Here is a 23,114-nt window from a genome sequence, read left to right as displayed (position 1 = left end):
CAATTTCATTTGCTCCTAAATGCCCGAAATCCGGCGGCTTAAGCACTTTTTGAACTTTGCTTTTCCAAATCGTTATTCCTTTGAGGAACTACTCATTCCAATTCGTAATTTCATTCGCTCTCTTGCCCTCCCTATAGTCAGGTTATCTGAACTTCGTTAGCAAAATAACGGCAATACATAGGAACGGTTATGGATCAAAAACGACTTACCCACCTGCGGCAACTGGAAGCGGAGAGCATCCATATCATTCGTGAGGTGGCCGCCGAGTTTTCGAATCCGGTGATGATGTATTCCATCGGCAAGGATTCCAGCGTAATGCTGCATCTGGCGCGCAAAGCGTTTTATCCTGGTTCACTGCCGTTTCCTCTGCTACACGTTGATACCGGCTGGAAATTCAGCGAGATGTATGAGTTTCGTGACCGTACGGCAAAAGCCTACGGCTGCGAACTTCTGGTGCATAAAAACCCGGAAGGGGTGGCGATGGGCATCAACCCGTTTGTCCATGGTAGCGCCAAGCATACCGACATTATGAAAACCGAGGGGTTGAAGCAGGCGCTGAACAAATACGGTTTTGACGCAGCATTCGGTGGCGCACGCCGTGATGAAGAGAAATCGCGCGCGAAAGAGCGCATCTATTCCTTCCGCGATCGTTTTCATCGCTGGGACCCGAAAAACCAGCGTCCGGAGCTGTGGCATAACTACAACGGCCAGATTAACAAAGGCGAAAGCATTCGCGTATTCCCGCTCTCTAACTGGACGGAACAGGATATCTGGCAGTACATCTGGCTGGAGAACATCGACATTGTTCCGCTGTACCTTGCCGCAGAGCGTCCGGTGCTTGAGCGCGATGGCATGTTGATGATGATTGATGACGACAGAATCGATCTGCAACCCGGTGAAGTGATTAAAAAACGCATGGTGCGTTTCCGCACGCTCGGCTGCTGGCCGCTCACTGGCGCGGTGGAGTCAGACGCGCAGACGCTGCCGGAAATTATCGAAGAGATGCTGGTCTCAACCACCAGTGAACGTCAGGGGCGCGTGATTGACCGCGACCAGGCGGGCTCCATGGAGCTGAAGAAACGTCAGGGGTATTTCTAAGGAGCCGCCATGAATACGACACTTGCACAACAAATTGCTAATGAAGGCGGCGTTGAAGCCTGGATGGTTGCCCAGCAACACAAAAGTCTGCTGCGCTTTTTAACCTGCGGTAGCGTGGATGACGGGAAAAGTACCCTGATTGGACGTTTGTTGCATGATACCCGACAGATCTACGAAGATCAGCTTTCATCGCTGCACAATGACAGTAAACGTCACGGTACCCAGGGCGAAAAGCTCGATCTGGCGCTGTTGGTTGATGGCTTGCAGGCCGAGCGTGAGCAGGGCATCACCATCGACGTGGCTTACCGTTATTTCTCTACCGAGAAGCGTAAATTTATCATTGCGGATACCCCCGGCCATGAGCAGTACACCCGCAATATGGCAACCGGTGCGTCGACCTGCGATCTGGCGATCCTGCTGATCGATGCACGTAAAGGCGTGCTGGATCAGACGCGTCGTCACAGCTTTATCTCCACGCTGTTGGGAATAAAACATCTGATCGTTGCGATCAACAAAATGGATCTGGTGGATTTTAGCGAAGAGACATTTAACCGGATTCGTGAAGATTATCTGACCTTTGCAGAGCAGTTGCCGGGCAACCTGGATATCCGTTTTGTACCGCTTTCAGCACTGGAAGGTGACAACGTGGCGTCGCAAAGTTTCAGCATGCCGTGGTACAGCGGCCCGACGCTGCTGGAAGTGCTTGAAACTGTTGAAATCCAGCGCGTTGTCGATACTCAGCCGATGCGATTCCCGGTGCAGTATGTGAACCGCCCAAATCTTGATTTTCGTGGTTATGCCGGAACGTTGGCCTCCGGTAGAGTGAAGGTGGGACAGCGCGTCAAAGTGCTACCGTCCGGCGTTGAGTCCAGCGTAGCGCGGATCGTGACCTTCGATGGCGACTTGCAGGAAGCGCACGCGGGTGAAGCCATTACCCTGGTGCTGAAAGATGAGATCGATATCAGCCGTGGCGACCTGTTACTTGATGCCGGTGAAGCGTTGCCGGCGGTACAAAGCGCTGCCGTTGATGTGGTGTGGATGGCGGAACAACCGTTGTCGCCAGGGCTAAGCTATGACATCAAAGTGGCGGGCAAGAAGACGCGTGCGCGTGTTGATAGCGTGGAGTATCAGGTCGATATTAATAACCTTACCCAACGTGACGTTGAAGCGCTGCCGCTAAACGGCATCGGCCTGGTTAATCTGACCTTTGATGAACCGCTGGTGCTGGATACCTATCAGCATAATCCGGTCACGGGCGGCCTGATTATCATTGACCGTCTGACTAACGTTACCGTCGGGGCTGGACTGGTACGCGAGCCGATCGTCCAGGAGCAGGCCACGACATCCCAGTTCAGCGCGTTTGAGCTGGAGCTTAATGCGCTGGTGCGTCGCCATTTCCCACACTGGGGTGCGCGCGATCTGCTGGGAGGAAAATAATGGCGCTGCATGACGAAAACGTCGTCTGGCATGCCCATCCTGTTACGCCGCAACAGCGGGAGCAACACCACGGGCATCGTGGTGTTGTGCTGTGGTTCACCGGACTCTCTGGTTCGGGTAAATCCACGGTGGCGGGAGCGCTGGAAGAAGCGTTGCACAAGCTGGGGGTTAGCACTTATCTGCTGGATGGCGATAACGTGCGCCACGGTCTGTGTAGCGATCTTGGATTTAGCGATGCCGATCGTAAGGAGAATATTCGTCGGGTTGGTGAGGTGGCTAACCTGATGGTGGATGCGGGCCTTGTGGTGTTGACCGCCTTTATTTCACCGCATCGCGCCGAGCGCAAAATGGTTCGTGAGCGGGTTGGCGAAGGGCGTTTTATAGAGGTGTTTGTCGATACGCCGCTGGCGACCTGTGAATCACGTGATCCAAAAGGGCTGTATAAAAAAGCGCGGGCGGGTGAGTTGCGCAATTTTACTGGCATTGATTCGGTATACGAAGCGCCTGAATCGCCAGAAATTCATCTTGATGGTGAACAATTGGTAACAAATTTGGTACCCCAATTATTAGACCTGCTGAGGCAGGAAGATATTATCAGATCCTGAGACACCCGAGCTCACATGCCCGGTCAGTCACGGTCACAGGATTAGATATGCGTAACAGCCATAACATTACTATTACAGAGTCAGATACCTTCGCCGCCGACGACGAAACCACCTGGTCACTACCGGGGGCCGTGGTCGGTTTTATTGCGTGGTTGTTGGCGCTGGGATTCCCGTGTCTGATGTATGGCCCTAATACACTGTTTTTTTTCATTTATACCTGGCCCTTTTTCCTCGCGTTGCTGCCCGTCGCCATTGTGGCGGGTATTGCCCTGCATTCGCTTATGCAGGGACGGCTGCTGCTAAGCGTTACGTTTACCCTGCTGGTGGTCGGGTCGATGTTTGGCGCATTGTTCCTGTGGCTACTGGGCTAGGTTCACTTCCCTTTTTTCATGGTGAGTGGTGCCGCATAACGGCAGCTCTAATTCAAACCGTAACCAACAATGAGATTATGTTCTCCTTACACGGGGTATACGTAACAACGGGCAAATGTGGTACATTTGCCCGCGTTGTCGCGGCATTCCCGACCGTTGATGTAAAGTTGTCTGCGGAAGTTATGGGATGTAAATGCCGTTTTTCAGGGGGCAGGATGGGTAAACTAACGCTGCTGTTGCTGGCTTTATTAGTCTGGCTGCAGTATTCGCTGTGGTTCGGTAAGAACGGCATACATGACTATAGTCGCGTCAACGATGATGTTGCTGCGCAGCAAGCTACAAACGCGAAACTTAAAGCGCGTAACGATCAGCTCTTTGCTGAAATTGACGATCTCAATGGCGGACAAGAGGCTATTGAGGAGCGTGCGCGCAACGAACTCAGTATGACTAAGCCGGGCGAAACCTTTTATCGTCTGGTGCCTGACGCGTCTAAACGTGCTCAGACTGCAGGGCAAAACAATCGATAAACCGTCCAGGGATTTAACATGGCAGCCACTTTATTGGACGTTTGCGCCGTGGTGCCGGCTGCCGGGTTTGGCCGCCGAATGCAAACAGAGTGTCCTAAGCAGTATCTCTCTATTGGCAATAAAACCATTCTTGAACACTCGGTGGATGCGCTGCTGGCTCATCCCCGGGTGACGCGAGTCGTCATCGCTATCAGCCCAGGCGACAGTCGCTTTGCCCAACTTCCACTTGCTGCGCACCCGCAAATTACCGTAGTGGATGGCGGCAACGAGCGTGCTGATTCTGTCCTTGCCGGTTTGCAAGCCGCAGGGGAGGCTCAGTGGGTACTGGTGCATGATGCCGCACGTCCGTGCCTGCACCAGGATGATTTAGCCCGCTTACTGGCAATAAGTGAAGCCAGCCGTATCGGCGGTATCCTGGCGGCTCCCGTACGCGACACAATGAAACGTGCCGAGCCTGGTAAGACCGAGATTGCTCATACGGTCGAACGCACCGATTTATGGCACGCGTTGACGCCGCAGTTTTTCCCACGCGAGCTGTTGCACGACTGCCTGACGCGAGCGCTCAACGAAGGCGCAACCATTACGGATGAGGCTTCGGCACTGGAATATTGCGGCTTTCATCCGCTGCTGGTCGAAGGACGCGCTGACAACATTAAAGTCACCCGCCCGGAAGATCTGGCGCTGGCGGAATTTTATCTGACCCGAACTATCTAGACACCTCATCCTTCACGCTGCAACGAGGCAGCCTGCAGGATGTTGTGTATATCAGGAGAAGGCATAATGCGAATTGGACACGGTTTCGACGTACACGCTTTTGGAGGAGTTGGCCCAATTATCATTGGTGGTGTGCGCATCCCGTATGAAAAAGGATTGCTGGCGCATTCTGATGGCGACGTGGCGTTACACGCGTTAACCGATGCTCTGCTGGGCGCGGCTGCGCTGGGGGATATCGGTAAGCTATTCCCGGACACCGACCCGGCCTTTAAAGGTGCAGATAGTCGTGAATTATTGCGTGAAGCCTGGCGGCGTATTCAGGCCAAAGGCTATACGCTTGGTAATGTGGATGTGACAATTATTGCCCAGGCGCCGAAGATGCTGCCGCACATTCCACAAATGCGTGTGTTTATTGCCGAAGACCTCGGCTGCCATATGGATGATGTTAACGTGAAAGCGACCACCACGGAAAAACTCGGTTTTACCGGGCGTGGGGAAGGGATTGCCTGTGAAGCGGTGGCGTTACTCATTAAGGCAACGAAATGACTGCGTTTGAAGATCTGACGTATCTCCATGGCAAACCACAAGGCCATGGCGTTCTGAAAGCGAATCCGGAAGACTTTGTCGTCGTCGAAGATTTAGGCTTTGAACCGGATGGCGAAGGCGAGCACATTTTGGTGCGTATCCTGAAAAACGGCTGTAACACCCGTTTTGTCGCTGACGCGCTGGCGAAATTCCTGAAAATTCACGCCCGGGAAGTCAGCTTTGCTGGCCAGAAAGACAAGCATGCGGTCACGGAACAGTGGCTGTGCGCGCGTGTACCGGGCAATGCGATGCCTGATTTAAGCAAATTTGAGCTTGAAGGCTGTAAAGTGCTGGAGTACGCGCGCCACAAGCGTAAGCTGCGTTTAGGGGCGCTGAAAGGCAACGCGTTTACGCTGGTGTTGCGTGAAGTGAGCGAGCGTGATGATGTTGAAGCGCGTTTACAGGCGATTAGCGAGCGCGGCGTACCGAACTATTTCGGCGCTCAGCGTTTTGGTATCGGCGGCAGCAACCTGCAAGGGGCGTTGCGCTGGGCGCAAAGCGATGCGCCGGTGCGCGATCGCAATAAACGCAGTTTTTGGTTGTCGGCGGCCCGTAGCGCGTTGTTTAATCAGATAGTCAGTGAACGCCTGAAAAAAACAGACTTTAATCAAGTTGTTGACGGCGATGCGCTACAATTGTCGGGACGCGGAAGCTGGTTTGTCGCCACACAGGAAGAACAAACTGAATTACAGCGTCGCGTCGATGAGAAAGAATTGATGATAACAGCGGCATTGCCGGGCAGCGGTGAGTGGGGAACTCAGCGCGATGCGCTGGCGTTTGAAGAAGCCGCTATTGCTGACGAAACCGCGCTACAGTCTCTGTTATTGCGCGAGAAAGTTGAGGCATCGCGCCGCGCTATGTTGCTGTATCCACAACAATTAAGCTGGAACTGGTGGGATGACGTAACCGTTGAGTTGCGCTTCTGGCTACCGGCAGGTAGCTTCGCCACCAGTGTTGTAAGGGAACTTATTAACACAATGGGTGATTATGCGTATATTGCTGAGTAACGATGATGGGGTCCACGCGCCCGGTATACAAACGCTGGCGAAAGCGCTGCGTGAGTTTGCTGACGTACAGGTGGTTGCCCCGGATCGTAACCGCAGTGGCGCGTCTAACTCGCTGACGCTGGAGTCTTCACTTCGCACGTTTACCTATGATAATGGCGATATCGCTGTACAAATGGGGACACCCACCGACTGCGTCTATCTGGGCGTGAACGCATTAATGCGTCCGCGTCCGGACATTGTCGTTTCTGGTATTAACGCGGGTCCTAATCTGGGTGATGATGTTATCTATTCTGGTACCGTGGCGGCGGCGATGGAAGGTCGTCATCTGGGGTTCCCTGCGCTGGCGGTCTCACTCGATGGGCATAAACACTACGATACTGCTGCCGCAGTAACCTGCCGGATTTTACGCGCGTTAAGCCGCGAACCGCTGCGCACCGGTCGCATTCTGAATATCAACGTGCCGGATTTACCCCTGGATCAGATCAAAGGTATTCGCGTTACCCGCTGCGGCAGCCGCCATCCGGCGGATCAGGTGATTCCACAGCAGGACCCCCGCGGCAATACGCTGTACTGGATCGGACCACCGGGCGAAAAATGCGATGCCGGTCCGGATACGGATTTTGCTGCCGTTGATGAAGGTTATGTTTCCATCACGCCGCTGCATGTCGATTTAACCGCATATGGCGCGCATGAGGTGGTTTCTGACTGGTTAGACAGCGTGGGAGCCGACACGCAATGGTAAGCAGACGCGTACACACTCTTCTTGAACAATTACGTGCGCAGGGCATCAGAGATGAGCATGTCCTGGATGCGCTCGCCGCCGTGCCGCGTGAAAAGTTCGTTGATGAGGCGTTTGAACATAAGGCCTGGGATAATATCGCCCTGCCGATTGGCCAGGGGCAGACTATCTCACAGCCCTATATGGTGGCTCGCATGACCGAGCTGCTGGAGCTAACACCGCAGTCTCGGGTGCTGGAAATTGGTACCGGCTCTGGCTACCAGACGGCGATCCTGGCTCATCTGGTGCAGCACGTGTGCTCTGTTGAGCGCATTAAAGGTTTGCAATGGCAGGCGCGTCGTCGCCTGAAACAGCTTGATTTACATAATGTTTCGACCCGTCATGGTGATGGATGGCAAGGCTGGCAGGCGCGAGCTCCGTTTGACGCTATCATTGTGACGGCAGCACCGCCGGAGATCCCAACGGCATTGATGATGCAGTTGGATGAAGGCGGCATTCTCGTCTTGCCCGTGGGCGATGAGCACCAGTTTTTGAAACGGGTGCGTCGTCGGGGAGGCGAATTTATTATCGACACCGTGGAGGCCGTACGCTTTGTTCCCTTAGTCAAAGGGGAGCTGGCGTAGCTAACGCTGCTGAATACCTGGAGTTTTCCTGGATATTCTGGAATTAGTAAGCGTATCGTGGTCACGTTTTCCAGTGTCCAGTCCGATGCCTTGCACGGTGATTACGTCACTGGGTATTAACCAAATTTTCCTGGGGGATAAATGAGCGCGGGAAGCCACAAATTTACCGTTCGCCGCATGGCGGCATTGTCACTGGTTTCGTTATGGCTGGCAGGTTGTTCAAACACCTCGAATCCACCAGCGCCAGTCAGCTCTGTTGGCGGCAATGCATCATCGAACACCAGCTCCGGCATGCTGATCACGCCTCCACCAAAAATGGGATCAACGGCGACAGTACAACAAACGCCACAGATCCAACCGGTGCAACGCCCGGCGACTCAGCCAACACAGGTTCAGCCGGTTGCAGAACAGCCTGTCCAGATGGAAAACGGGCGGATTGTGTACAATCGTCAGTATGGGAATATTCCGAAAGGTAGCTATACGGGTGGCAGTACCTATACTGTTAAGAAAGGCGACACGCTTTTCTATATTGCCTGGATTACCGGGAACGATTTCCGTGACCTCGCACAACGCAATAACGTTCCGGCCCCGTATGGCCTGAATGTCGGACAAACTCTGCAAGTGGGCAACGCGTCGGGTGCACCGATTACCGGTGGTAATGCCATCACCCAGGCGGATGCAGCACAGCAAGGAGTTGTGACCAACCCTGCACAAAATTCCACCGTTGCTGTTGCTTCGAAACCAACAATTACGTATTCTGAGGATTCAGGTGAACAAAGTGCTAACAAAATGTTGCCGAACAACAAGCCTGCTGGGACCGTCGTCACAGCGCCTGTAACGGCTCCGGCAGTTAGTGCAACCGAATCGACTGCAAGCTCAACTTCTACCAGTTCGCCGATTTCTACCTGGCGCTGGCCGACTGACGGCAAAGTGATCGAAAACTTCGCAGCTACCGAAGGTGGCAATAAAGGGATCGACATTGCAGGCAGCAAAGGACAGGCTATTGTCGCGACCGCAGATGGACGCGTCGTATATGCCGGTAATGCGCTGCGTGGTTACGGTAATCTTATTATCATCAAACACAACGATGATTACCTGAGTGCCTACGCCCATAACGATACAATGCTGGTCCGGGAACAACAAGAAATCAAGGCGGGGCAGAAGATAGCTACCATGGGTAGCACCGGAACCAGTTCTACACGCTTGCATTTTGAAATTCGTTACAAGGGGAAATCCGTAAACCCGCTGCGCTATTTACCGCAGCGATAATTCGGCGGAACCAGGCTTTCACGTGCTAGTTCCGTTAGGGATCACGGGTAGGAGCCACCTTATGAGTCAGAATACGCTGAAAGTTCATGATTTAAATGAAGATGCGGAATTTGATGAGAACGGAGTAGAGGCTTTTGATGAGAAAGCCTTGAGTGAAGAGGAACCCAGTGATAACGACCTGGCTGAAGAAGAGCTGTTATCGCAGGGGGCCACACAGCGTGTGTTGGACGCGACTCAGCTTTACCTTGGTGAGATTGGTTATTCGCCACTGTTAACAGCCGAAGAAGAAGTTTATTTTGCGCGTCGCGCACTGCGTGGAGATGTCGCTTCTCGCCGCCGCATGATTGAAAGTAACCTGCGTCTGGTGGTGAAAATTGCTCGTCGTTATGGCAATCGTGGTCTGGCATTGCTGGACCTGATTGAAGAGGGCAATCTGGGGCTTATCCGTGCCGTCGAGAAGTTTGACCCGGAACGCGGGTTCCGCTTCTCAACATACGCAACCTGGTGGATCCGCCAGACGATCGAACGGGCGATTATGAATCAAACCCGTACGATCCGACTGCCGATTCACATTGTAAAAGAGCTGAATGTCTATCTGCGTACCGCGCGTGAGTTGTCGCATAAACTGGATCACGAACCGAGTGCAGAAGAGATTGCGGAACAACTGGATAAACCGGTTGATGACGTCAGCCGTATGCTCCGACTCAACGAGCGCATTACTTCGGTAGACACCCCGCTGGGTGGCGATTCCGAAAAAGCGTTGCTGGATATTCTGGCCGACGAAAAGGAAAACGGTCCGGAAGACACCACGCAAGACGATGATATGAAACAGAGCATCGTCAAATGGCTGTTCGAACTGAACGCCAAACAGCGTGAGGTGCTGGCACGTCGTTTTGGTCTGCTGGGGTACGAAGCTGCGACACTGGAAGATGTGGGCCGTGAAATTGGCCTGACCCGTGAACGTGTTCGTCAGATTCAGGTTGAAGGCCTGCGTCGTCTGCGTGAAATCCTGCAGACACAGGGGCTGAATATCGAAGCGCTGTTCCGCGAGTAAGCACAAGTTCTATCAAGAAAGGCCAGTCTCGGTGAGGCTGGCCTTTTTCTTTGTTTGTTGCCTGATGGCACTGCGTTTATCAGGCTCTACGGAGAGCAGGGCTTTGTGGGCCGGATAAGACGTTTACGTCGCCATCCGGCAAATCAGTTCATCATCTTACGCACCAACTGCGTAAACTGTTCGCGCTCTTCCCCGCTAAGTCGGCCCAGAAACTCATCATCCACGCTATCTCCCAACGGGGTTGCGCTGGCCAGTAACGCTTCTCCTTGCGCGGTCAAATAAACAAACCGCCGACGCTTATCCGCCGGGTCGTGCTCACGCCTGACCAGATTGCGTTTTTCCATCCGGCTCAGCATTTCCGCAAGCGTCGCCTTGGTACAGACTGCAGCCTCGGTCAGGGTAACCTGCTCAATGCCGGGCTGTTCAGCGATGGCCCGCATCACTGCGTACTGAGGTTTGGTCAGTTCCGGTAATGCATGCTGCCAGCGAGCCGTATGCTTTTGAAAAAGCTGACGTAGTAAGTGAAACGCGGTATTTCGTAACTCCATGGGAACTCCGGGCAAACGATCGGTCTCTATCATAGCGGGTAACGCGTGATTTTTTAATAAGCGCGACTTTAGCTATCTGTGCCAGGTGTCCTTGCCCGGAGTCGGTTGTGGGAGTATGTTATGCAAAATGTTCGTACACGAACAATATTGAGAGGTTGAATGAGACTCATCGTAGGAATGACCGGGGCAACGGGAGCGCCGCTTGGTGTGGCGCTACTACAAGCGCTGCGGCAAATGCCGGAAGTGGAAACGCATCTGGTGTTATCGAAGTGGGCTAAAACGACGATTGAGCTCGAAACGCCGTACAGCGTTAACGATGTGTCTGCGCTGGCGGACTATTGCCACCATCCGGCGGACCAGGCAGCGAGTATTTCCTCTGGCTCGTTTCGCACTGACGGCATGATCATTATCCCCTGCAGCATGAAAACCCTGGCCGGTATTCGCGCAGGCTACGCGGAAGGCCTGGTGGGGCGCGCCGCTGATGTGGTGCTGAAAGAAGGGCGCAAGCTGGTGCTGGTTCCGCGTGAAATGCCGCTGAGCACCATTCATCTGGAAAATATGCTCGCACTTTCCCGTATGGGCGTCGCAATGGTTCCGCCGATGCCCGCGTTTTACAACCATCCGCAAACGGTCGATGACATTACGCAGCACATTGTCGCTCGCGTTCTCGATCAGTTTGGTCTGGAACACCCAAACGCCCGTCGCTGGCAGGGGTTACGGCAGGCGCAGAATTTTTTACAGGAGAATGAGTAATGGCATTTGATGATTTGCGTAGCTTTTTGCAGGCGCTGGACGACCAGGGACAATTGCTGAAAATCAGTGAAGAAGTGAACGCCGAACCGGATTTAGCAGCGGCTGCCAATGCCACCGGACGTATTGGCGACGGGGCGCCTGCGCTGTGGTTTGACAACATTCGTGGATTTACCGATGCCCGTGTGGCAATGAACACTATCGGCTCCTGGCAGAACCATGCAATCTCGTTGGGTTTACCACCGAATACGCCGGTGAAAAAACAGATCGATGAATTCATTCGCCGCTGGGATAAATTTCCGGTTACGCCGGAGCGTCGTGCCAACCCGGCGTGGGCGGAAAACAGCGTCGACGGTGACGATATCAACCTGTTTGATATTCTGCCGCTGTTTCGTCTGAACGATGGCGACGGTGGTTTCTACCTTGATAAAGCCTGCGTGGTTTCGCGCGATCCGCTGGATGTCGACAATTTCGGTAAGCAGAACGTCGGTATTTACCGTATGGAAGTAAAAGGCAAGCGTAAGCTGGGCCTGCAACCGGTGCCGATGCACGATATTGCGCTGCACCTGCATAAGGCTGAAGAGCGCGGCGAGGATCTACCGATTGCGATCACCCTTGGCAACGATCCGATCATCACTCTGATGGGGGCAACGCCGCTGAAGTACGATCAATCTGAATACGAAATGGCGGGGGCGCTACGAGAAAGCCCGTACCCGATCGCCACCGCACCGCTCACCGGTTTTGACGTACCGTGGGGTTCAGAAGTGATCCTCGAAGGGGTCATTGAAAGCCGCAAGCGTGAAATAGAAGGGCCATTTGGTGAATTTACCGGGCACTACTCTGGCGGGCGCAACATGACTGTGGTGCGCATTGATAAAGTCTCTTATCGCAGTAAACCTATTTTTGAATCGCTGTATCTCGGGATGCCGTGGACGGAAATCGACTATCTGATGGGGCCAGCAACCTGTGTACCGCTGTATCAACAGTTGAAGGCAGAATTCCCGGAAGTGCAGGCGGTGAACGCCATGTACACCCACGGTTTGCTGGCGATTATCTCCACCAAAAAACGCTACGGCGGCTTTGCCCGTGCGGTAGGGTTGCGGGCGATGACCACGCCGCACGGTCTGGGTTACGTGAAAATGGTGATTATGGTTGATGAGGATGTTGATCCGTTCAACTTACCGCAGGTGATGTGGGCGCTGTCGTCGAAGGTTAACCCGGCGGGGGATCTGGTGCAATTGCCGAATATGTCGGTGCTGGAGCTTGATCCGGGTTCCAGTCCGGCGGGGATTACCGACAAGTTAATTATTGATGCCACCACGCCGGTCGCGCCGGATAACCGTGGGCACTACAGCCAGCCGGTATGTGATTTACCGGAAACGAAAGCCTGGGCTGAAAAGCTGACCGCCATGCTGGCTAACCGTAAATAAGGAGTTGTAGATGATTTGTCCACGTTGTGCCGATGAACATATTGAAGTGATGGCGAACTCGCCGGTAAAAGGCGTCTGGACGGTATATCAGTGCCAGCATTGTCTGTACACCTGGCGTAATACTGAACCGCTACGTCGCACCAGCCGTGAGCACTACCCGCAGGCGTTTCGCATGACGCAGAAGGATATTGATGAAGCACCGATGGTGCCAAGTATCCCCCCTCTGTTGGCGGAAGATAAGCGCTAATCAAAAATGCAGGCGAGGCGAAGCCCCGCCCGGTAAATTTGCCCGATGGCGCTGTGCTTATCGGGCCTACAAATCAGGCCGTAGGCCGGATGAGACGGAGCCGTCATCCGGCATCACGAGTATTACACCAGACTCTTCAACCGATAGATCCACTCCAGTGCCTGGCGCGGCGTCAGCGAATCCGGGTCAATATTCTCCAGTGCTTCAACGGCAGGTGATGTCTCTTCCGGTGCACTGAGCAGTGACATCTGCGTCCCATCAACCTGCGTTGCCGCGGCGTTTGGCGTGATGCTTTCCAGCTCGCGCAGTTTTTGCCGTGCGCGTTTGATAACCTCTTTCGGAACGCCAGCCAGTGCCGCGACCGCCAGACCATAGCTCTTACTCGCCGCGCCATCCTGTACGCTGTGCATAAAGGCGATGGTATCGCCATGCTCTAACGCATCCAGATGTACGTTCGCTACGCCTTCCATTTTTTCCGGTAACTGAGTCAGTTCGAAGTAGTGGGTAGCAAACAGCGTGAGTGCTTTGATTTTATTCGCCAGATTTTCAGCACAAGCCCAGGCCAGAGATAAACCGTCATAGGTTGAGGTCCCGCGCCCAATCTCATCCATCAGCACCAGGCTGTTCTCAGTGGCGTTATGCAGAATATTGGCCGTTTCGGTCATTTCTACCATGAAGGTTGAACGACCGGATGCGAGGTCATCCGCTGCGCCCACACGGGTAAAGATACGGTCGATTGGACCTATTTCTACCTTTTGTGCCGGCACATAGCTACCGATGTAGGCCAGCAACGCAATCAGCGCGGTCTGGCGCATATAGGTGCTTTTACCGCCCATATTTGGCCCGGTGATAATCAGCATCCGCCGCTGCGGGGAAAGGTTAAGTGGGTTGGCGATAAACGGCTCACTCAGCACCTGTTCCACCACCGGATGGCGACCCTCTGCAATACGGATACCGGGCTTATCGCTGAATGTCGGGCAGGTGTAGTTCAGGGTATAAGCGCGTTCGGCCAGGTTGACCAGCACGTCAAGCTCTGCCAGTGCGCTGGCGCTCTGCTGTAAATCAGCCAGATGCGGCAACAGCATGTCGAACAGCTCGTCATACAGCTGTTTTTCCAGTGCCAGCGCTTTGCCTTTTGAGGTCAGAACTTTGTCTTCGTACTCTTTCAGCTCAGGAATAATGTAGCGCTCGGCATTTTTCAGCGTCTGACGGCGTACGTAGTTAATCGGTGCCAGATGACTCTGTCCACGACTGATCTGAATGTAGTAACCGTGGACGGCGTTAAATCCAACTTTCAATGTGTCCAGGCCGGTGCGCTCGCGCTCGCGGATCTCCAGTCTGTCCAGATAATCGGTTGCGCCATCAGCCAGCGCTCGCCATTCGTCCAGCTCTTCGTTATAGCCCGGTGCGATAACGCCACCGTCGCGTACCAGCACTGGCGGGGCATCAACCACGGCACGCTCCAGCAGTTCACGCAGTTCCGTGAACTCGCCCATTTTCTCGCGCAGCATCTGTACGGGAGCGCTGTTTACGTTTTCCAGTTGAGCGCGCAGTTCCGGTAATTGCTGGAAGGCGTGACGCATCCGCGCCAGATCGCGTGGGCGCGCGGTACGCAGTGCCAGACGTGCCAGAATACGTTCCAGATCGCCCACCTGACGTAGTACGGGTTGCAATTCGCTGGTGGAATCCTGCAGCGCGCCGATGGTCTGCTGGCGCTCGATCAGTATCTGCGTATCGCGGACTGGCATATGCAGCCAGCGTTTGAGCATACGGCTACCCATTGGCGTCACGGTGCAATCGAGCACCGATGCCAGCGTGTTTTCTACGCCACCGGCCAGGTTCTGGGTAATTTCCAGATTGCGGCGCGTGGCGGCATCCATAATGATGCTGTCCTGCTGGCGTTCCATGGTGATGGAGCGAATATGTGGCAGTGAGGTGCGCTGGGTATCTTTTACATATTGCAGCAGGCAGCCGGCAGCGCATAATCCACGCGGCGCGTTTTCCACACCAAAGCCGATCAGATCCCGTGTGCCAAACTGCAGGTTTAACTGCTGGCGGGCGGTATCAATTTCAAACTCCCACAGCGGACGACGACGCAGGCCGCGACGGCCTTCGATCAGCGACGTTTCTGCGAAATCCTCGGCATACAGCAATTCGGCAGGATTGGTGCGCTGTAGTTCCGCAGCCATCGTCTCACGGTCTGCGGGTTCACTGACGCGAAAACGCCCGGAGCTGATGTCCAGTGTGGCGTAGCCAAAGCCTTTACTGTCCTGCCAGACGGCGGCCAGCAGGTTGTCCTGACGTTCCTGTAAAAGTGCTTCATCGCTGATGGTGCCCGGTGTGACGATGCGTACCACTTTGCGTTCAACCGGCCCTTTGCTGGTTGCTGGATCGCCAATCTGCTCGCAAATAGCGACAGATTCCCCCTGGTTGACCAGCTTAGCGAGGTAGTTTTCCACCGCATGGTGGGGAATGCCCGCCATCGGGATGGGCTCGCCTGCCGATGCGCCACGTTTGGTCAGCGAGATATCGAGCAGCTGCGACGCACGTTTCGCGTCGTCATAAAACAGTTCGTAAAAGTCGCCCATGCGGTAAAACAGCAGGATCTCCGGGTGCTGAGCCTTCAGCTTGAGATACTGCTGCATCATTGGCGTGTGGTCTGATAGATCCTTGTCAATAGACTCATTCATATTGATTTTGCTCGTTTTTTAATTCTTTCAAGTGCTCATGTGGCCCCAGGTAAAACCCTTTTAAACCCACATAAACCCATAAATTTGTAGCTCACTTGTAGCCCAAGACGTGATAGATTGGTTTTACTCCTTCTCTGGGCTACAAATGGTGGTGATACTTTGAAAACAACTCTCAATCAGGCTTTTATTATCAATAAGTTAAGTATCAATGTTAAGCCTGAGCTCAGTAGCTCTGGAAAAGTCGTTTTCGAAGCTAACCCTGACCAAAAACCTTACATAGTTTTTGACGATCATCGAGATTCGCCTGTTGGTTTCGGTGTGAAGGTCAGTTTGACGAAAAAAACCTATGTAATCCAGCGAAGAGTAGCCTCGTCAGATCGTAATGTCAGTGAGGGTAAGAAGCCAAGCTCTGTCTTGAAAGTAAAGGTTGGAAATGTGTCTGATTTTCCAAGTATCGATCAAGCCCGTGAGGCAGCTCGGCAGTTGGTTCAGACAATGATTGCAACAAAGAGAAATCCCAACAAGATTAAAAGGGAACTCGATCTGGCTGAATTGACTGTGAGTGAAGCTTTTGCCCAATACAGGAGTCACTTACTTGGCAGAACAAAACCTGCTAAACCAAACACTCTCAATGTGTTAGACAAAGCTGAGAGTCGGTTAAAAGAATGGCGGAACCTTCGAATCAAGGATCTTACTGGTAATGAAATCCTTCGGAAGTTTGACGAGATTGCTTCAAGAGCCAGAACAGCAGCAGAACAGACTTTTAGGTGGGCCAATGTTGCTGTAAAACACGCAATCGAGATAGAAGCTGGGAATGCTCAGACCCAGCAACGACAACCTTCGTTGTCCTATAATCCTTTTTCAATTTTAAAGGTACAGAAGAAGTTCAGAACACGATCTGAGCTGGAAGATAGCTATCGTGCCAAGGGCGTACGAAATCCATTGTCCCCCAAAGATACTTTGGGACGGTTTCTAGGTGCATTACACAATAAGCGAGGTTTTAATCGTTTGGGTTGTGATTATCTGTTGCTGACCATTTTGACAGGAGCCAGGAAAGAAGAGACAGCAACACTGTGCTGGCGAGAGGCCCTGACAGAAGAGGAAGTCAGAACGACAAGCTATGTCGATCTCGAAAACCGGGTTATTCGCTTTTACGACACGAAAAATCGTAACGACCATGAGCTTCCAATCTGTGATGCTACAAAGAGAATTCTGGAAGACCGACGAGATATCGTCAACGATACCGAAATACGGGCAGATAAACGCAAATGGGTTTTTCCGGCTCGTTCATCACGAAGCAAGGTTGGACATTATTCTGACAGTAAAAGCTTGCGCGAGTATATCTGCCAGGAAGCTGGAATAATGAAGCTGGGAATGCACGATCTAAGAAGAACCTTTGGTCGAGTTGCAGAAGGGCTTACTTCGTATGCAGTGGTGAAAAGATTGCTTAACCACCGTAATACCACAGACCCTACTGAAAGATATGCTGAGCCTGATAAAGAGCGGGTATTTGAAGCTCTTCAACTGATTGAGCTTCATATGCTGATGACGTCACCAGAATTGTATAATACACTTTTGGCTTCGGCGAAGTACCCACCATTGCCAGAAAATCAGGAGAATAAGGAATGAGTACTATTGATACTTTAAGGGAATACGCCGAAGTATGGCGGCTATTTGGTAGTATGCCAGATGATGCAACCCTGAGTGCTGAAGTTTCGGCCCTTTATCTTGGTGTAAGTGTCAAAACATTGGCTCGTTATCGCCAGACTGGTAATGGCCCTGCTTATATTCAATACCAGGCAGAAGACAGCAAGGCAAGGAATCAACGAGTAAATTATCTTTTAGGTGATTTAAGAACATGGCGGGATCATCATAAAGTGAACAGCACAATGGAAGCAGCACAGATCCGTGGGTTGGCTTTTGCTTCTTTGACTGATTTTACCAAGCCAGAGCCTTTCTGGACTATTGATAATAAAATCTATTCTCATGCTCTTACTGTATCTGACGAAGTATTCAAGGAGCTATTAAATACCTCTCGCGCAGAAGTTATTTGGATCTCTCTTGAAAAAGTGTTGTTTGAGAACTGGCATACTTCGAGAGAGCGTCAGAAATGGAATGACGTTTTTGTTAGAGTACTAAGTGGGATGATTAAATCATGTGAAGTTGAACAAGAACGTCATATACTTAATGATATCTTATGATTAGTTTTATTCCCAATATAAAGTTGAATTTGTATTGGGAAATCATTATCTGCGGAAGTGTAAATTTTCAACAGCATTGTTTATTATTTCAATCAAATGGAATTCCGTCTTCAGGATATCTTCTTCTGGATTTTTTAACCGGCTTTGTTTTACTCCCGGCACGATAAAAATTAAACGAATTGGCAAAGTCTTCTGTCTCCAGTCTGGATTTTCTGAATTTATCCATCAGATCTTCATTGAAACGACGAGGAATTCCCTTAACGCACAAGTTTGAATTCAGATATACCTGATTATCTATGGTGTCACGAATAAGTATTTTCCTACCAAATAACTCTTTGAATGCACGTGAAACATTTGATTTATTCAGTCCAAGCTCTTTAGCAGTACGTGACTGTGAAAAATCAGGAATAATATTACCGTAATCAATGGCTGAGAAGAGATAAAGCACAATTTTAAATGCTGTGGGCGTCAAATCCATTCTGGCGAGTGTCGCCATATTACCTTTAAAGATCATTGAGAAATCGTCCCTGAAGGACGTCTTTTTATAGCTGGTTGCTTTAATTTTTATCTCTTCCAGATCTTCGGGCATAACCTCTAATGCTTCTGCAATAATGGATTTCTGTTCTTTAGTTAATACAACACTTGTGATTGACATAATGGCTCCTTTTTTATTTTTGTAATTACAGATATGGCATGTTTAATTCATTTGTCAACTTGGTTAGTGATATTATTTTAATTATATTTACTTTTAAATTTTAAGTTTATTATTTAGTAGGGGGTAATGGGTTATCAGATTTAAAACAAGGGGTACTAAATTTCACCATCACCTGGTATGTAATTAATGATTTTTGGTGCTGAAATTAACAACAGCAGATTTTGCGTAATGATATGATTTTATTGATTAATTTCCTATTTTGATCTGCAAGATAAAAGAGTGATAAAGAAATAAGAAACCACAGTTTTACATTAGATCGACACTCAAGGCCTTGGTGTACCTGATGAAAATACTTTTATTGTTGTTTTTCTTACATAATATCATTTCTGAAATGAAGCCTGCGCAACTGTATGTTGCGCCATTGGGCTTCAGAACATTACTACAGTATTTTCTGAAAGTATAAATACGCTTCGCGCACGAGTTCATAGAACTGAGGTTAACTGTCATTACAAATACGCTTCGCGCAAAAAAATCAGGAGTCTGAGTTGATCGGGAAAGCGAACACAGATACATGATTTTACCCGTCTGCTGACTACGGCTCACGCCGGGACCCTTCGGAAAAATCCTTTCTGCTTCAGCGAGTGAGTGCTGTGGGCACTCAGCGGCGCTGCCAGGGAGACAAAATTACGATTTTTCAACTGTTTGGTAAAAATAATTAACATTTATCGGTAGTAGGGGCGTAAGCCAGTGCGTAGCACGCTCTCAAAAAATATTCCTGTGGGTTTCTTATCAGCAATAGGGAAATAACTCTGATAATTGAAATATGAAATAGTAATACAGTCGGGTAGACACACCATAGTACAGTAAAAGCTATTTTTACTTATGGGGGTAAAATATATATCAATAATAAAATATTTTAATTTTACTATTGATTTTAATTTTTAAGATGATAGTACTTAATTATAAAAACAAAAGAATGGAGGAAATCATGAGTGCTATTAATGTTTTATCACAGGAGGAAAAATTTATACATGTTGTTGATAAATTTATAACCCATCATCACAACAGCGTTAATAACAATGCCTTTTATAAAAAACTTTATGTTCTCTTCGCAGGGTATCATCTGAAGTATTTTTATTCACGGGCGCAGTACCGTAATTCATGTTATCACGTAGATAATATTATGCAGATGTTTACAGGAGTCGTTTCGACTCTGAACACAACGCTGCTCAGGAAGCTTGCAAATAGCGACACGTTGCTGCATTGCCTGAATTCACTTGTGAATTATATTTCAGGCAATCTGGACGAAGCAGAGCATATTTATGCTGATTTGCTGGCTCAGTATGAAAAGAAACGCATTGCAGGCTCTCTGGCTTATACTCCGCCAGTCTCAGTGATCAGGAAAAGACTTTGATAGCGGCAGCAGCGTGTACAAGGAATGGGATGCTGAATGGTGGAGAGAAATGGAGCTGGCGTTTCCGGCAGGTCATAATCGAGTATTAAAAAGGCAGGAGCCACCCAGTTGGCGTCCCGCCTGTCGTGATGGTTTTAAGGTGGGTTTACTTATCAACGACCTGCCAGCCATCATCCGTTTTGACAAGGGTTACAGCAGCAGTACGCTTTTCGTTATCGACAATAGCCGTCACATTGCATTTATAGCTTTTATCAGAGACTTCTACGCAGTCATGCTTTTTGACTGATTTTAATTCGCGCAGTGCGTCTTTCGGGACATCTTTACCTGCTATGGATTTAACGATGGCATTCGTCTGCTCCACGACCTTATTCATCGCAGTGTAAATATCCTGCTCAGACGGTTCACCGGTACAGCCACTCAGCAAAAAAATGGACGCAATGAGTGTGGTAAATGCATATGTTTTCATAAAATAATCCCAGACTGTAGAGTACGTTATTGAATAAGACCGGTTTTCATCTTGCTGCTGTTTTCAGAGAACGTCCAATTGCTGACCGTTTCGCCTTTAAATTCGATTTCCAGCGTTTTGGCCTGCGTCTGTGAACCCCCTGTCAGCAGTCCAATCACGGGAATGAATGTGGTGGCATCAAACTGATTGTTGTCCATCGAGTAAGTCCATTCTTCATTGCCACTATCAAGTGTAGTTTTGGTTTCGGGCTGACCGAATGCGGTAATGATTTCTGATTTCGTTGTTTTATTTTTGATGATTTTCGACTGCAGACTTTGTGATGTTTCTTTTTTTAGATGCTGGTTGCCTGATGTTGAACAGCCAGAAATAAGTAAAGAAGAAATAAAAAACACAGAAATCATGAATCTGTTCATAAGTTCTCTCATATTAATTTTTTATGTTTGCGGTGGTATGAAATTAATATCACCGTATAAAAACAACTCTGTCTGCATATTTCTGTTTAATAATGCAGATAAGAATAATGACGCTGGCAAAAAACGTAATGACTGAGACAGGAGTACTGCCGGTCAATGAAAATACTAACCAAGCGATAGCTAATGCCACGAATTGAAACAGGAATGCCACACTGAGCGGGCTTTCACCATAGGCCACTTTTGCATGACAGCCTTTGCAAACCCGCACACCATGTGGGCTTTGTGTAAAGCAGAAGGGGCAGCTAATCGTTTTATTATCCATCATGACTCCATGGCCTGATTTAAGGTGATGTATTTTTGAACATTTTCGATGAATGACCCGCTTTAGTAAAATTGCTTGTACCGATCGATGATTGCTTTGTGATAGATTTTAGCTATCGTAATCAAATTATCGATCTATATAAACGATCAATAATTTATTGACTATCATTACATTATAAACTAGTGATTCTTATGGTGTGAGGTGCTGGTTATTACTAACTGATTGTTCCTGAAGGGAATGACCGGCTGTGAAAGGAATGGGTTCTAATAGGTGCAGATGAAGAATCTTGCGGAAATGATGTATTGTGGCATGCAGCAGTGACAGTCCCTTGCGCCTTAGAAGTACAACAATTTGGCTGAGTAGTAAAAGCCACGCCTTCAGGCGACGCTGGCGGGGTATCTGACGGGTTGTATTGTGCAGCTTGCTCCTGAGCTGAATGATACCCACTGTCTCCTGTTGTCTTTCCAGTCGAATTTTTTCTTCAAGCTGATGGATTTTCTCAAGAATCGTTTCCCGGTTTGCAGCCTGTTCTTCAGACTCGCATGATGGCACTGGCACTGGCACTGGCACTGGCACTGGCACTGGTACTGGCACTGGCGCAATTTTAGGTTCTGTCGGCTTTTGTGCTTCTTTCAGTACAGTAAGATGCTCTGGCGTAAAATCAATCAGTGCTTGCAGGGAAGGACAGCCATATTTTTTACCCAATTGAGAGGCTTTAAAGGCGATGCCCTGGTACTGAAATGAAAATCCATTCATTTTACCCGTTGTGGCGATATTGGGTTTGCAGCTCACTCCCTCCTGTTCCAGTAAGCGGACAAAGGATAGTAAATCGGGACGGGGGGTTAATGCATTGTCGATAAGGGCCTGCAACTGTGACTTAGGGCAGGGAGCTGCTGTGCGTTCTGCCATCATCAGTTCATTACGGGAAGGCTTCCTATTATCCTGGCGGTGACTACCCGTTACACTCGTAGTTTCGGTGAGACCGTGTACTCTCTCCAGCTCACTGATAATCCGCGTGCTGATAAGATTTTCATTTTTCCCCAGGTAGAGTTTTCCACCGACCATGTTAATACGACTTGCAATGATATGAATATGCTGCCCATCCGGATCATCGTGCATGATATAGCAGCGAAGATGGGTGTCAGTGAAGCCTATTCGGGCCATATAATCGTCAGCGAATGCTGCCCACTGTCTGTTTGACAGATTCTCACCCTTTGGCAGGCGAAGCGAATTATGCCAGACAGGTTTGGCGACATCGGGACGCAGCAGTCGGGTGCCTTCAAATTCATTTATAAGCTCTGCAGCAGCGCTGCCCGTCATGTTGCCACCGATAACATAAGGCGTGATTTTGTGGTGAGAACCTGGCTTCAGGCTGTAGAGAATCACACCAGCGAATTGTTTACCCCTTTTTATTTTCTGCATGCCTTTCATCGGTCTGACTCCAGAAAGGTTGTAGGAATAAGGTGATCGCGAAGAGTTTTTATTTGTCTGCGCAGGGCAAAGAGTTCTGTACGGGTCAGTTCGCTGTCAGGGCTTTTGCTGTCGAGATGATTCAGCAGGCGGTTTAAATCCTGTGAAAGGTTGCCGAGTTTAATCCATGCTTCACGATTGATTTCAGGTAATACCGGTGGGAGTTTGTTGAGGGATGCCATTCTTAGCCATTCCCCTTTTTTATAAGGGCCTCTTTTACTATCGAGAATAGATAATTCTTCTTCGTTTAACCGAACGCTGACGCAGTGAGTTCGAACTTCATTAGGTGAATATTTTGCTGTATGGAATTTACCTCTTCTTGAGCTTCTTGATAGATCTTCTTTACTTTCATTTTTATGCATATCTAACCTTTTTTAAAATGTGTTCATGATCTACAGTTAGCGCATTGGTAAAATAAGTCAAGGCAGTGTCGAAATTTATAAATAAGAGAGGTGGAGCAGATTGCTAATTAGGTAATC

26 protein-coding genes are annotated in these 23,114 nt (G+C 50.0%); 18 read left to right on the top strand and 8 right to left on the bottom strand.

Annotated elements, in window-relative coordinates; translation table 11 throughout:
- Positions 1-189 precede the first annotated feature (189 nt).
- The 12 genes from cysD (at position 190) to rpoS (ending at position 10,029) form a co-directional block, all read left to right on the top strand.
- Positions 190-1,098: a sulfate adenylyltransferase subunit CysD gene (gene cysD, locus EHN13_RS02870; RefSeq protein WP_005130891.1), complete on the top strand. Its 909-nt coding sequence runs from the start codon at positions 190-192 to the stop codon at positions 1,096-1,098.
- Between the two features lie 9 nt (positions 1,099-1,107).
- Positions 1,108-2,535 carry a sulfate adenylyltransferase subunit CysN gene (cysN, locus tag EHN13_RS02865; RefSeq protein WP_124020848.1) on the top strand — a complete coding sequence of 476 codons (1,428 nt, stop codon included), beginning with the start codon at positions 1,108-1,110 and terminating at the stop codon, positions 2,533-2,535.
- A complete protein-coding gene (gene cysC, locus EHN13_RS02860; protein WP_048213061.1) occupies positions 2,535-3,140 on the top strand; it encodes an adenylyl-sulfate kinase in 606 nt (201 codons plus the stop codon). Before cysN ends, cysC begins: the two co-directional genes overlap by 1 nt.
- 47 nt (positions 3,141-3,187) lie before the next feature.
- Complete coding sequence (locus EHN13_RS02855) at positions 3,188-3,511, top strand: DUF3561 family protein (RefSeq protein ID WP_048213060.1); 324 nt, start codon at positions 3,188-3,190, stop codon at positions 3,509-3,511.
- Between the two features lie 215 nt (positions 3,512-3,726).
- Positions 3,727-4,038: a cell division protein FtsB gene (ftsB, locus tag EHN13_RS02850; protein WP_003034163.1), complete on the top strand. Its 312-nt coding sequence runs from the start codon at positions 3,727-3,729 to the stop codon at positions 4,036-4,038.
- Between the two features lie 18 nt (positions 4,039-4,056).
- Positions 4,057-4,752, top strand: coding sequence for a 2-C-methyl-D-erythritol 4-phosphate cytidylyltransferase (ispD, locus tag EHN13_RS02845; protein ID WP_048213058.1), 696 nt, complete (start codon positions 4,057-4,059; stop codon positions 4,750-4,752).
- Positions 4,753-4,818: 66 nt separating this feature from the next.
- The gene (gene ispF / locus EHN13_RS02840; protein WP_003034167.1) at positions 4,819-5,298 is read left to right on the top strand and encodes a 2-C-methyl-D-erythritol 2,4-cyclodiphosphate synthase; all 480 of its coding nucleotides are present in this window, start codon (positions 4,819-4,821) and stop codon (positions 5,296-5,298) included.
- Positions 5,295-6,344 (top strand): tRNA pseudouridine(13) synthase TruD, encoded by a 1,050-nt coding sequence (truD, locus tag EHN13_RS02835; RefSeq protein ID WP_124020847.1) that lies wholly within the window; start codon positions 5,295-5,297, stop codon positions 6,342-6,344. Before ispF ends, truD begins: the two co-directional genes overlap by 4 nt.
- Entirely contained in the window at positions 6,325-7,086 is a 762-nt protein-coding gene (gene surE, locus EHN13_RS02830; RefSeq protein ID WP_003825728.1) for a 5'/3'-nucleotidase SurE, read from the top strand. Before truD ends, surE begins: the two co-directional genes overlap by 20 nt.
- Positions 7,080-7,706, top strand: a complete 627-nt coding sequence (locus EHN13_RS02825; protein WP_048213056.1) for a protein-L-isoaspartate O-methyltransferase — start codon at positions 7,080-7,082, stop codon at positions 7,704-7,706. Before surE ends, EHN13_RS02825 begins: the two co-directional genes overlap by 7 nt.
- 186 nt (positions 7,707-7,892) lie before the next feature.
- Entirely contained in the window at positions 7,893-8,975 is a 1,083-nt protein-coding gene (nlpD, locus tag EHN13_RS02820) for a murein hydrolase activator NlpD (protein WP_306308092.1), read from the top strand.
- Between the two features lie 61 nt (positions 8,976-9,036).
- Positions 9,037-10,029: an RNA polymerase sigma factor RpoS gene (rpoS, locus tag EHN13_RS02815; protein WP_000081498.1), complete on the top strand. Its 993-nt coding sequence runs from the start codon at positions 9,037-9,039 to the stop codon at positions 10,027-10,029.
- A 143-nt stretch (positions 10,030-10,172) separates the two neighbouring features.
- Here rpoS and EHN13_RS02810 read toward each other — a convergent pair whose 3' ends face one another.
- Positions 10,173-10,577 (bottom strand): MarR family winged helix-turn-helix transcriptional regulator, encoded by a 405-nt coding sequence (locus EHN13_RS02810; protein WP_048213054.1) that lies wholly within the window; start codon positions 10,575-10,577, stop codon positions 10,173-10,175.
- Between the two features lie 159 nt (positions 10,578-10,736).
- On the opposite strand from EHN13_RS02810, the gene EHN13_RS02805 reads away from it, so the two are divergent.
- From EHN13_RS02805 to EHN13_RS02795, 3 genes are read left to right on the top strand one after another with little or no spacing between them, the layout of a single operon-like run.
- Positions 10,737-11,330, top strand: coding sequence for a non-oxidative hydroxyarylic acid decarboxylases subunit B (locus tag EHN13_RS02805; RefSeq protein WP_124020846.1), 594 nt, complete (start codon positions 10,737-10,739; stop codon positions 11,328-11,330).
- Positions 11,330-12,757, top strand: a complete 1,428-nt coding sequence (locus EHN13_RS02800) for a non-oxidative hydroxyarylic acid decarboxylases subunit C (RefSeq protein ID WP_061068472.1) — start codon at positions 11,330-11,332, stop codon at positions 12,755-12,757. The genes EHN13_RS02805 and EHN13_RS02800 overlap by 1 nt, the downstream gene beginning before the upstream one ends.
- A gap of 10 nt (positions 12,758-12,767) precedes the next feature.
- A complete protein-coding gene (locus EHN13_RS02795) occupies positions 12,768-13,004 on the top strand; it encodes a non-oxidative hydroxyarylic acid decarboxylases subunit D (protein WP_061068471.1) in 237 nt (78 codons plus the stop codon).
- 122 nt (positions 13,005-13,126) lie between these two features.
- On the opposite strand, the gene mutS is transcribed toward EHN13_RS02795, so the two are convergent.
- Entirely contained in the window at positions 13,127-15,694 is a 2,568-nt protein-coding gene (gene mutS / locus EHN13_RS02790) for a DNA mismatch repair protein MutS (protein ID WP_124020845.1), read from the bottom strand.
- A gap of 159 nt (positions 15,695-15,853) precedes the next feature.
- Here mutS and EHN13_RS02785 point away from each other — a divergent pair, with 159 nt between their 5' ends.
- Both EHN13_RS02785 and EHN13_RS02780 read left to right on the top strand, forming a co-directional pair.
- Positions 15,854-17,323, top strand: coding sequence for a tyrosine-type recombinase/integrase (locus EHN13_RS02785; protein ID WP_124020844.1), 1,470 nt, complete (start codon positions 15,854-15,856; stop codon positions 17,321-17,323).
- On the top strand, positions 17,320-17,895 hold the full coding sequence (locus EHN13_RS02780; RefSeq protein ID WP_016239676.1) for a hypothetical protein: 576 nt from the start codon (positions 17,320-17,322) through the stop codon (positions 17,893-17,895). Before EHN13_RS02785 ends, EHN13_RS02780 begins: the two co-directional genes overlap by 4 nt.
- 88 nt (positions 17,896-17,983) lie before the next feature.
- On the opposite strand, the gene EHN13_RS02775 is transcribed toward EHN13_RS02780, so the two are convergent.
- Positions 17,984-18,550 (bottom strand): helix-turn-helix domain-containing protein, encoded by a 567-nt coding sequence (locus tag EHN13_RS02775; protein WP_080917262.1) that lies wholly within the window; start codon positions 18,548-18,550, stop codon positions 17,984-17,986.
- 988 nt (positions 18,551-19,538) lie between these two features.
- Here EHN13_RS02775 and EHN13_RS02770 point away from each other — a divergent pair.
- Complete coding sequence (locus tag EHN13_RS02770) at positions 19,539-19,964, top strand: hypothetical protein (RefSeq protein ID WP_080917259.1); 426 nt, start codon at positions 19,539-19,541, stop codon at positions 19,962-19,964.
- Between the two features lie 145 nt (positions 19,965-20,109).
- Here the strand turns inward: EHN13_RS02770 and EHN13_RS02765 are convergent, their stop codons facing one another.
- The 5 genes from EHN13_RS02765 to EHN13_RS02745 all read right to left on the bottom strand — a co-directional run bounded on the left by EHN13_RS02765 (position 20,110) and on the right by EHN13_RS02745 (position 22,997).
- Positions 20,110-20,430: a hypothetical protein gene (locus EHN13_RS02765; RefSeq protein WP_057058078.1), complete on the bottom strand. Its 321-nt coding sequence runs from the start codon at positions 20,428-20,430 to the stop codon at positions 20,110-20,112.
- A 26-nt stretch (positions 20,431-20,456) separates the two neighbouring features.
- Positions 20,457-20,843 (bottom strand): hypothetical protein, encoded by a 387-nt coding sequence (locus tag EHN13_RS02760; RefSeq protein ID WP_124020843.1) that lies wholly within the window; start codon positions 20,841-20,843, stop codon positions 20,457-20,459.
- A gap of 49 nt (positions 20,844-20,892) precedes the next feature.
- Positions 20,893-21,165 carry a hypothetical protein gene (locus tag EHN13_RS02755; RefSeq protein ID WP_124020924.1) on the bottom strand — a complete coding sequence of 91 codons (273 nt, stop codon included), beginning with the start codon at positions 21,163-21,165 and terminating at the stop codon, positions 20,893-20,895.
- A gap of 189 nt (positions 21,166-21,354) precedes the next feature.
- Positions 21,355-22,596 (bottom strand): relaxase/mobilization nuclease domain-containing protein, encoded by a 1,242-nt coding sequence (locus EHN13_RS02750; protein WP_124020842.1) that lies wholly within the window; start codon positions 22,594-22,596, stop codon positions 21,355-21,357.
- Positions 22,593-22,997 (bottom strand): ATP-binding protein, encoded by a 405-nt coding sequence (locus EHN13_RS02745; RefSeq protein ID WP_124020841.1) that lies wholly within the window; start codon positions 22,995-22,997, stop codon positions 22,593-22,595. Before EHN13_RS02745 ends, EHN13_RS02750 begins: the two co-directional genes overlap by 4 nt.
- Positions 22,998-23,114 lie beyond the last annotated feature (117 nt).

Origin of the sequence: Citrobacter youngae (genome assembly GCF_003818115.1) — a bacterium.
GTDB classification, from domain to species: Bacteria; Pseudomonadota; Gammaproteobacteria; order Enterobacterales; family Enterobacteriaceae; genus Citrobacter; species Citrobacter youngae.
This window is presented reverse-complemented; position numbering and strand designations above follow the sequence as displayed.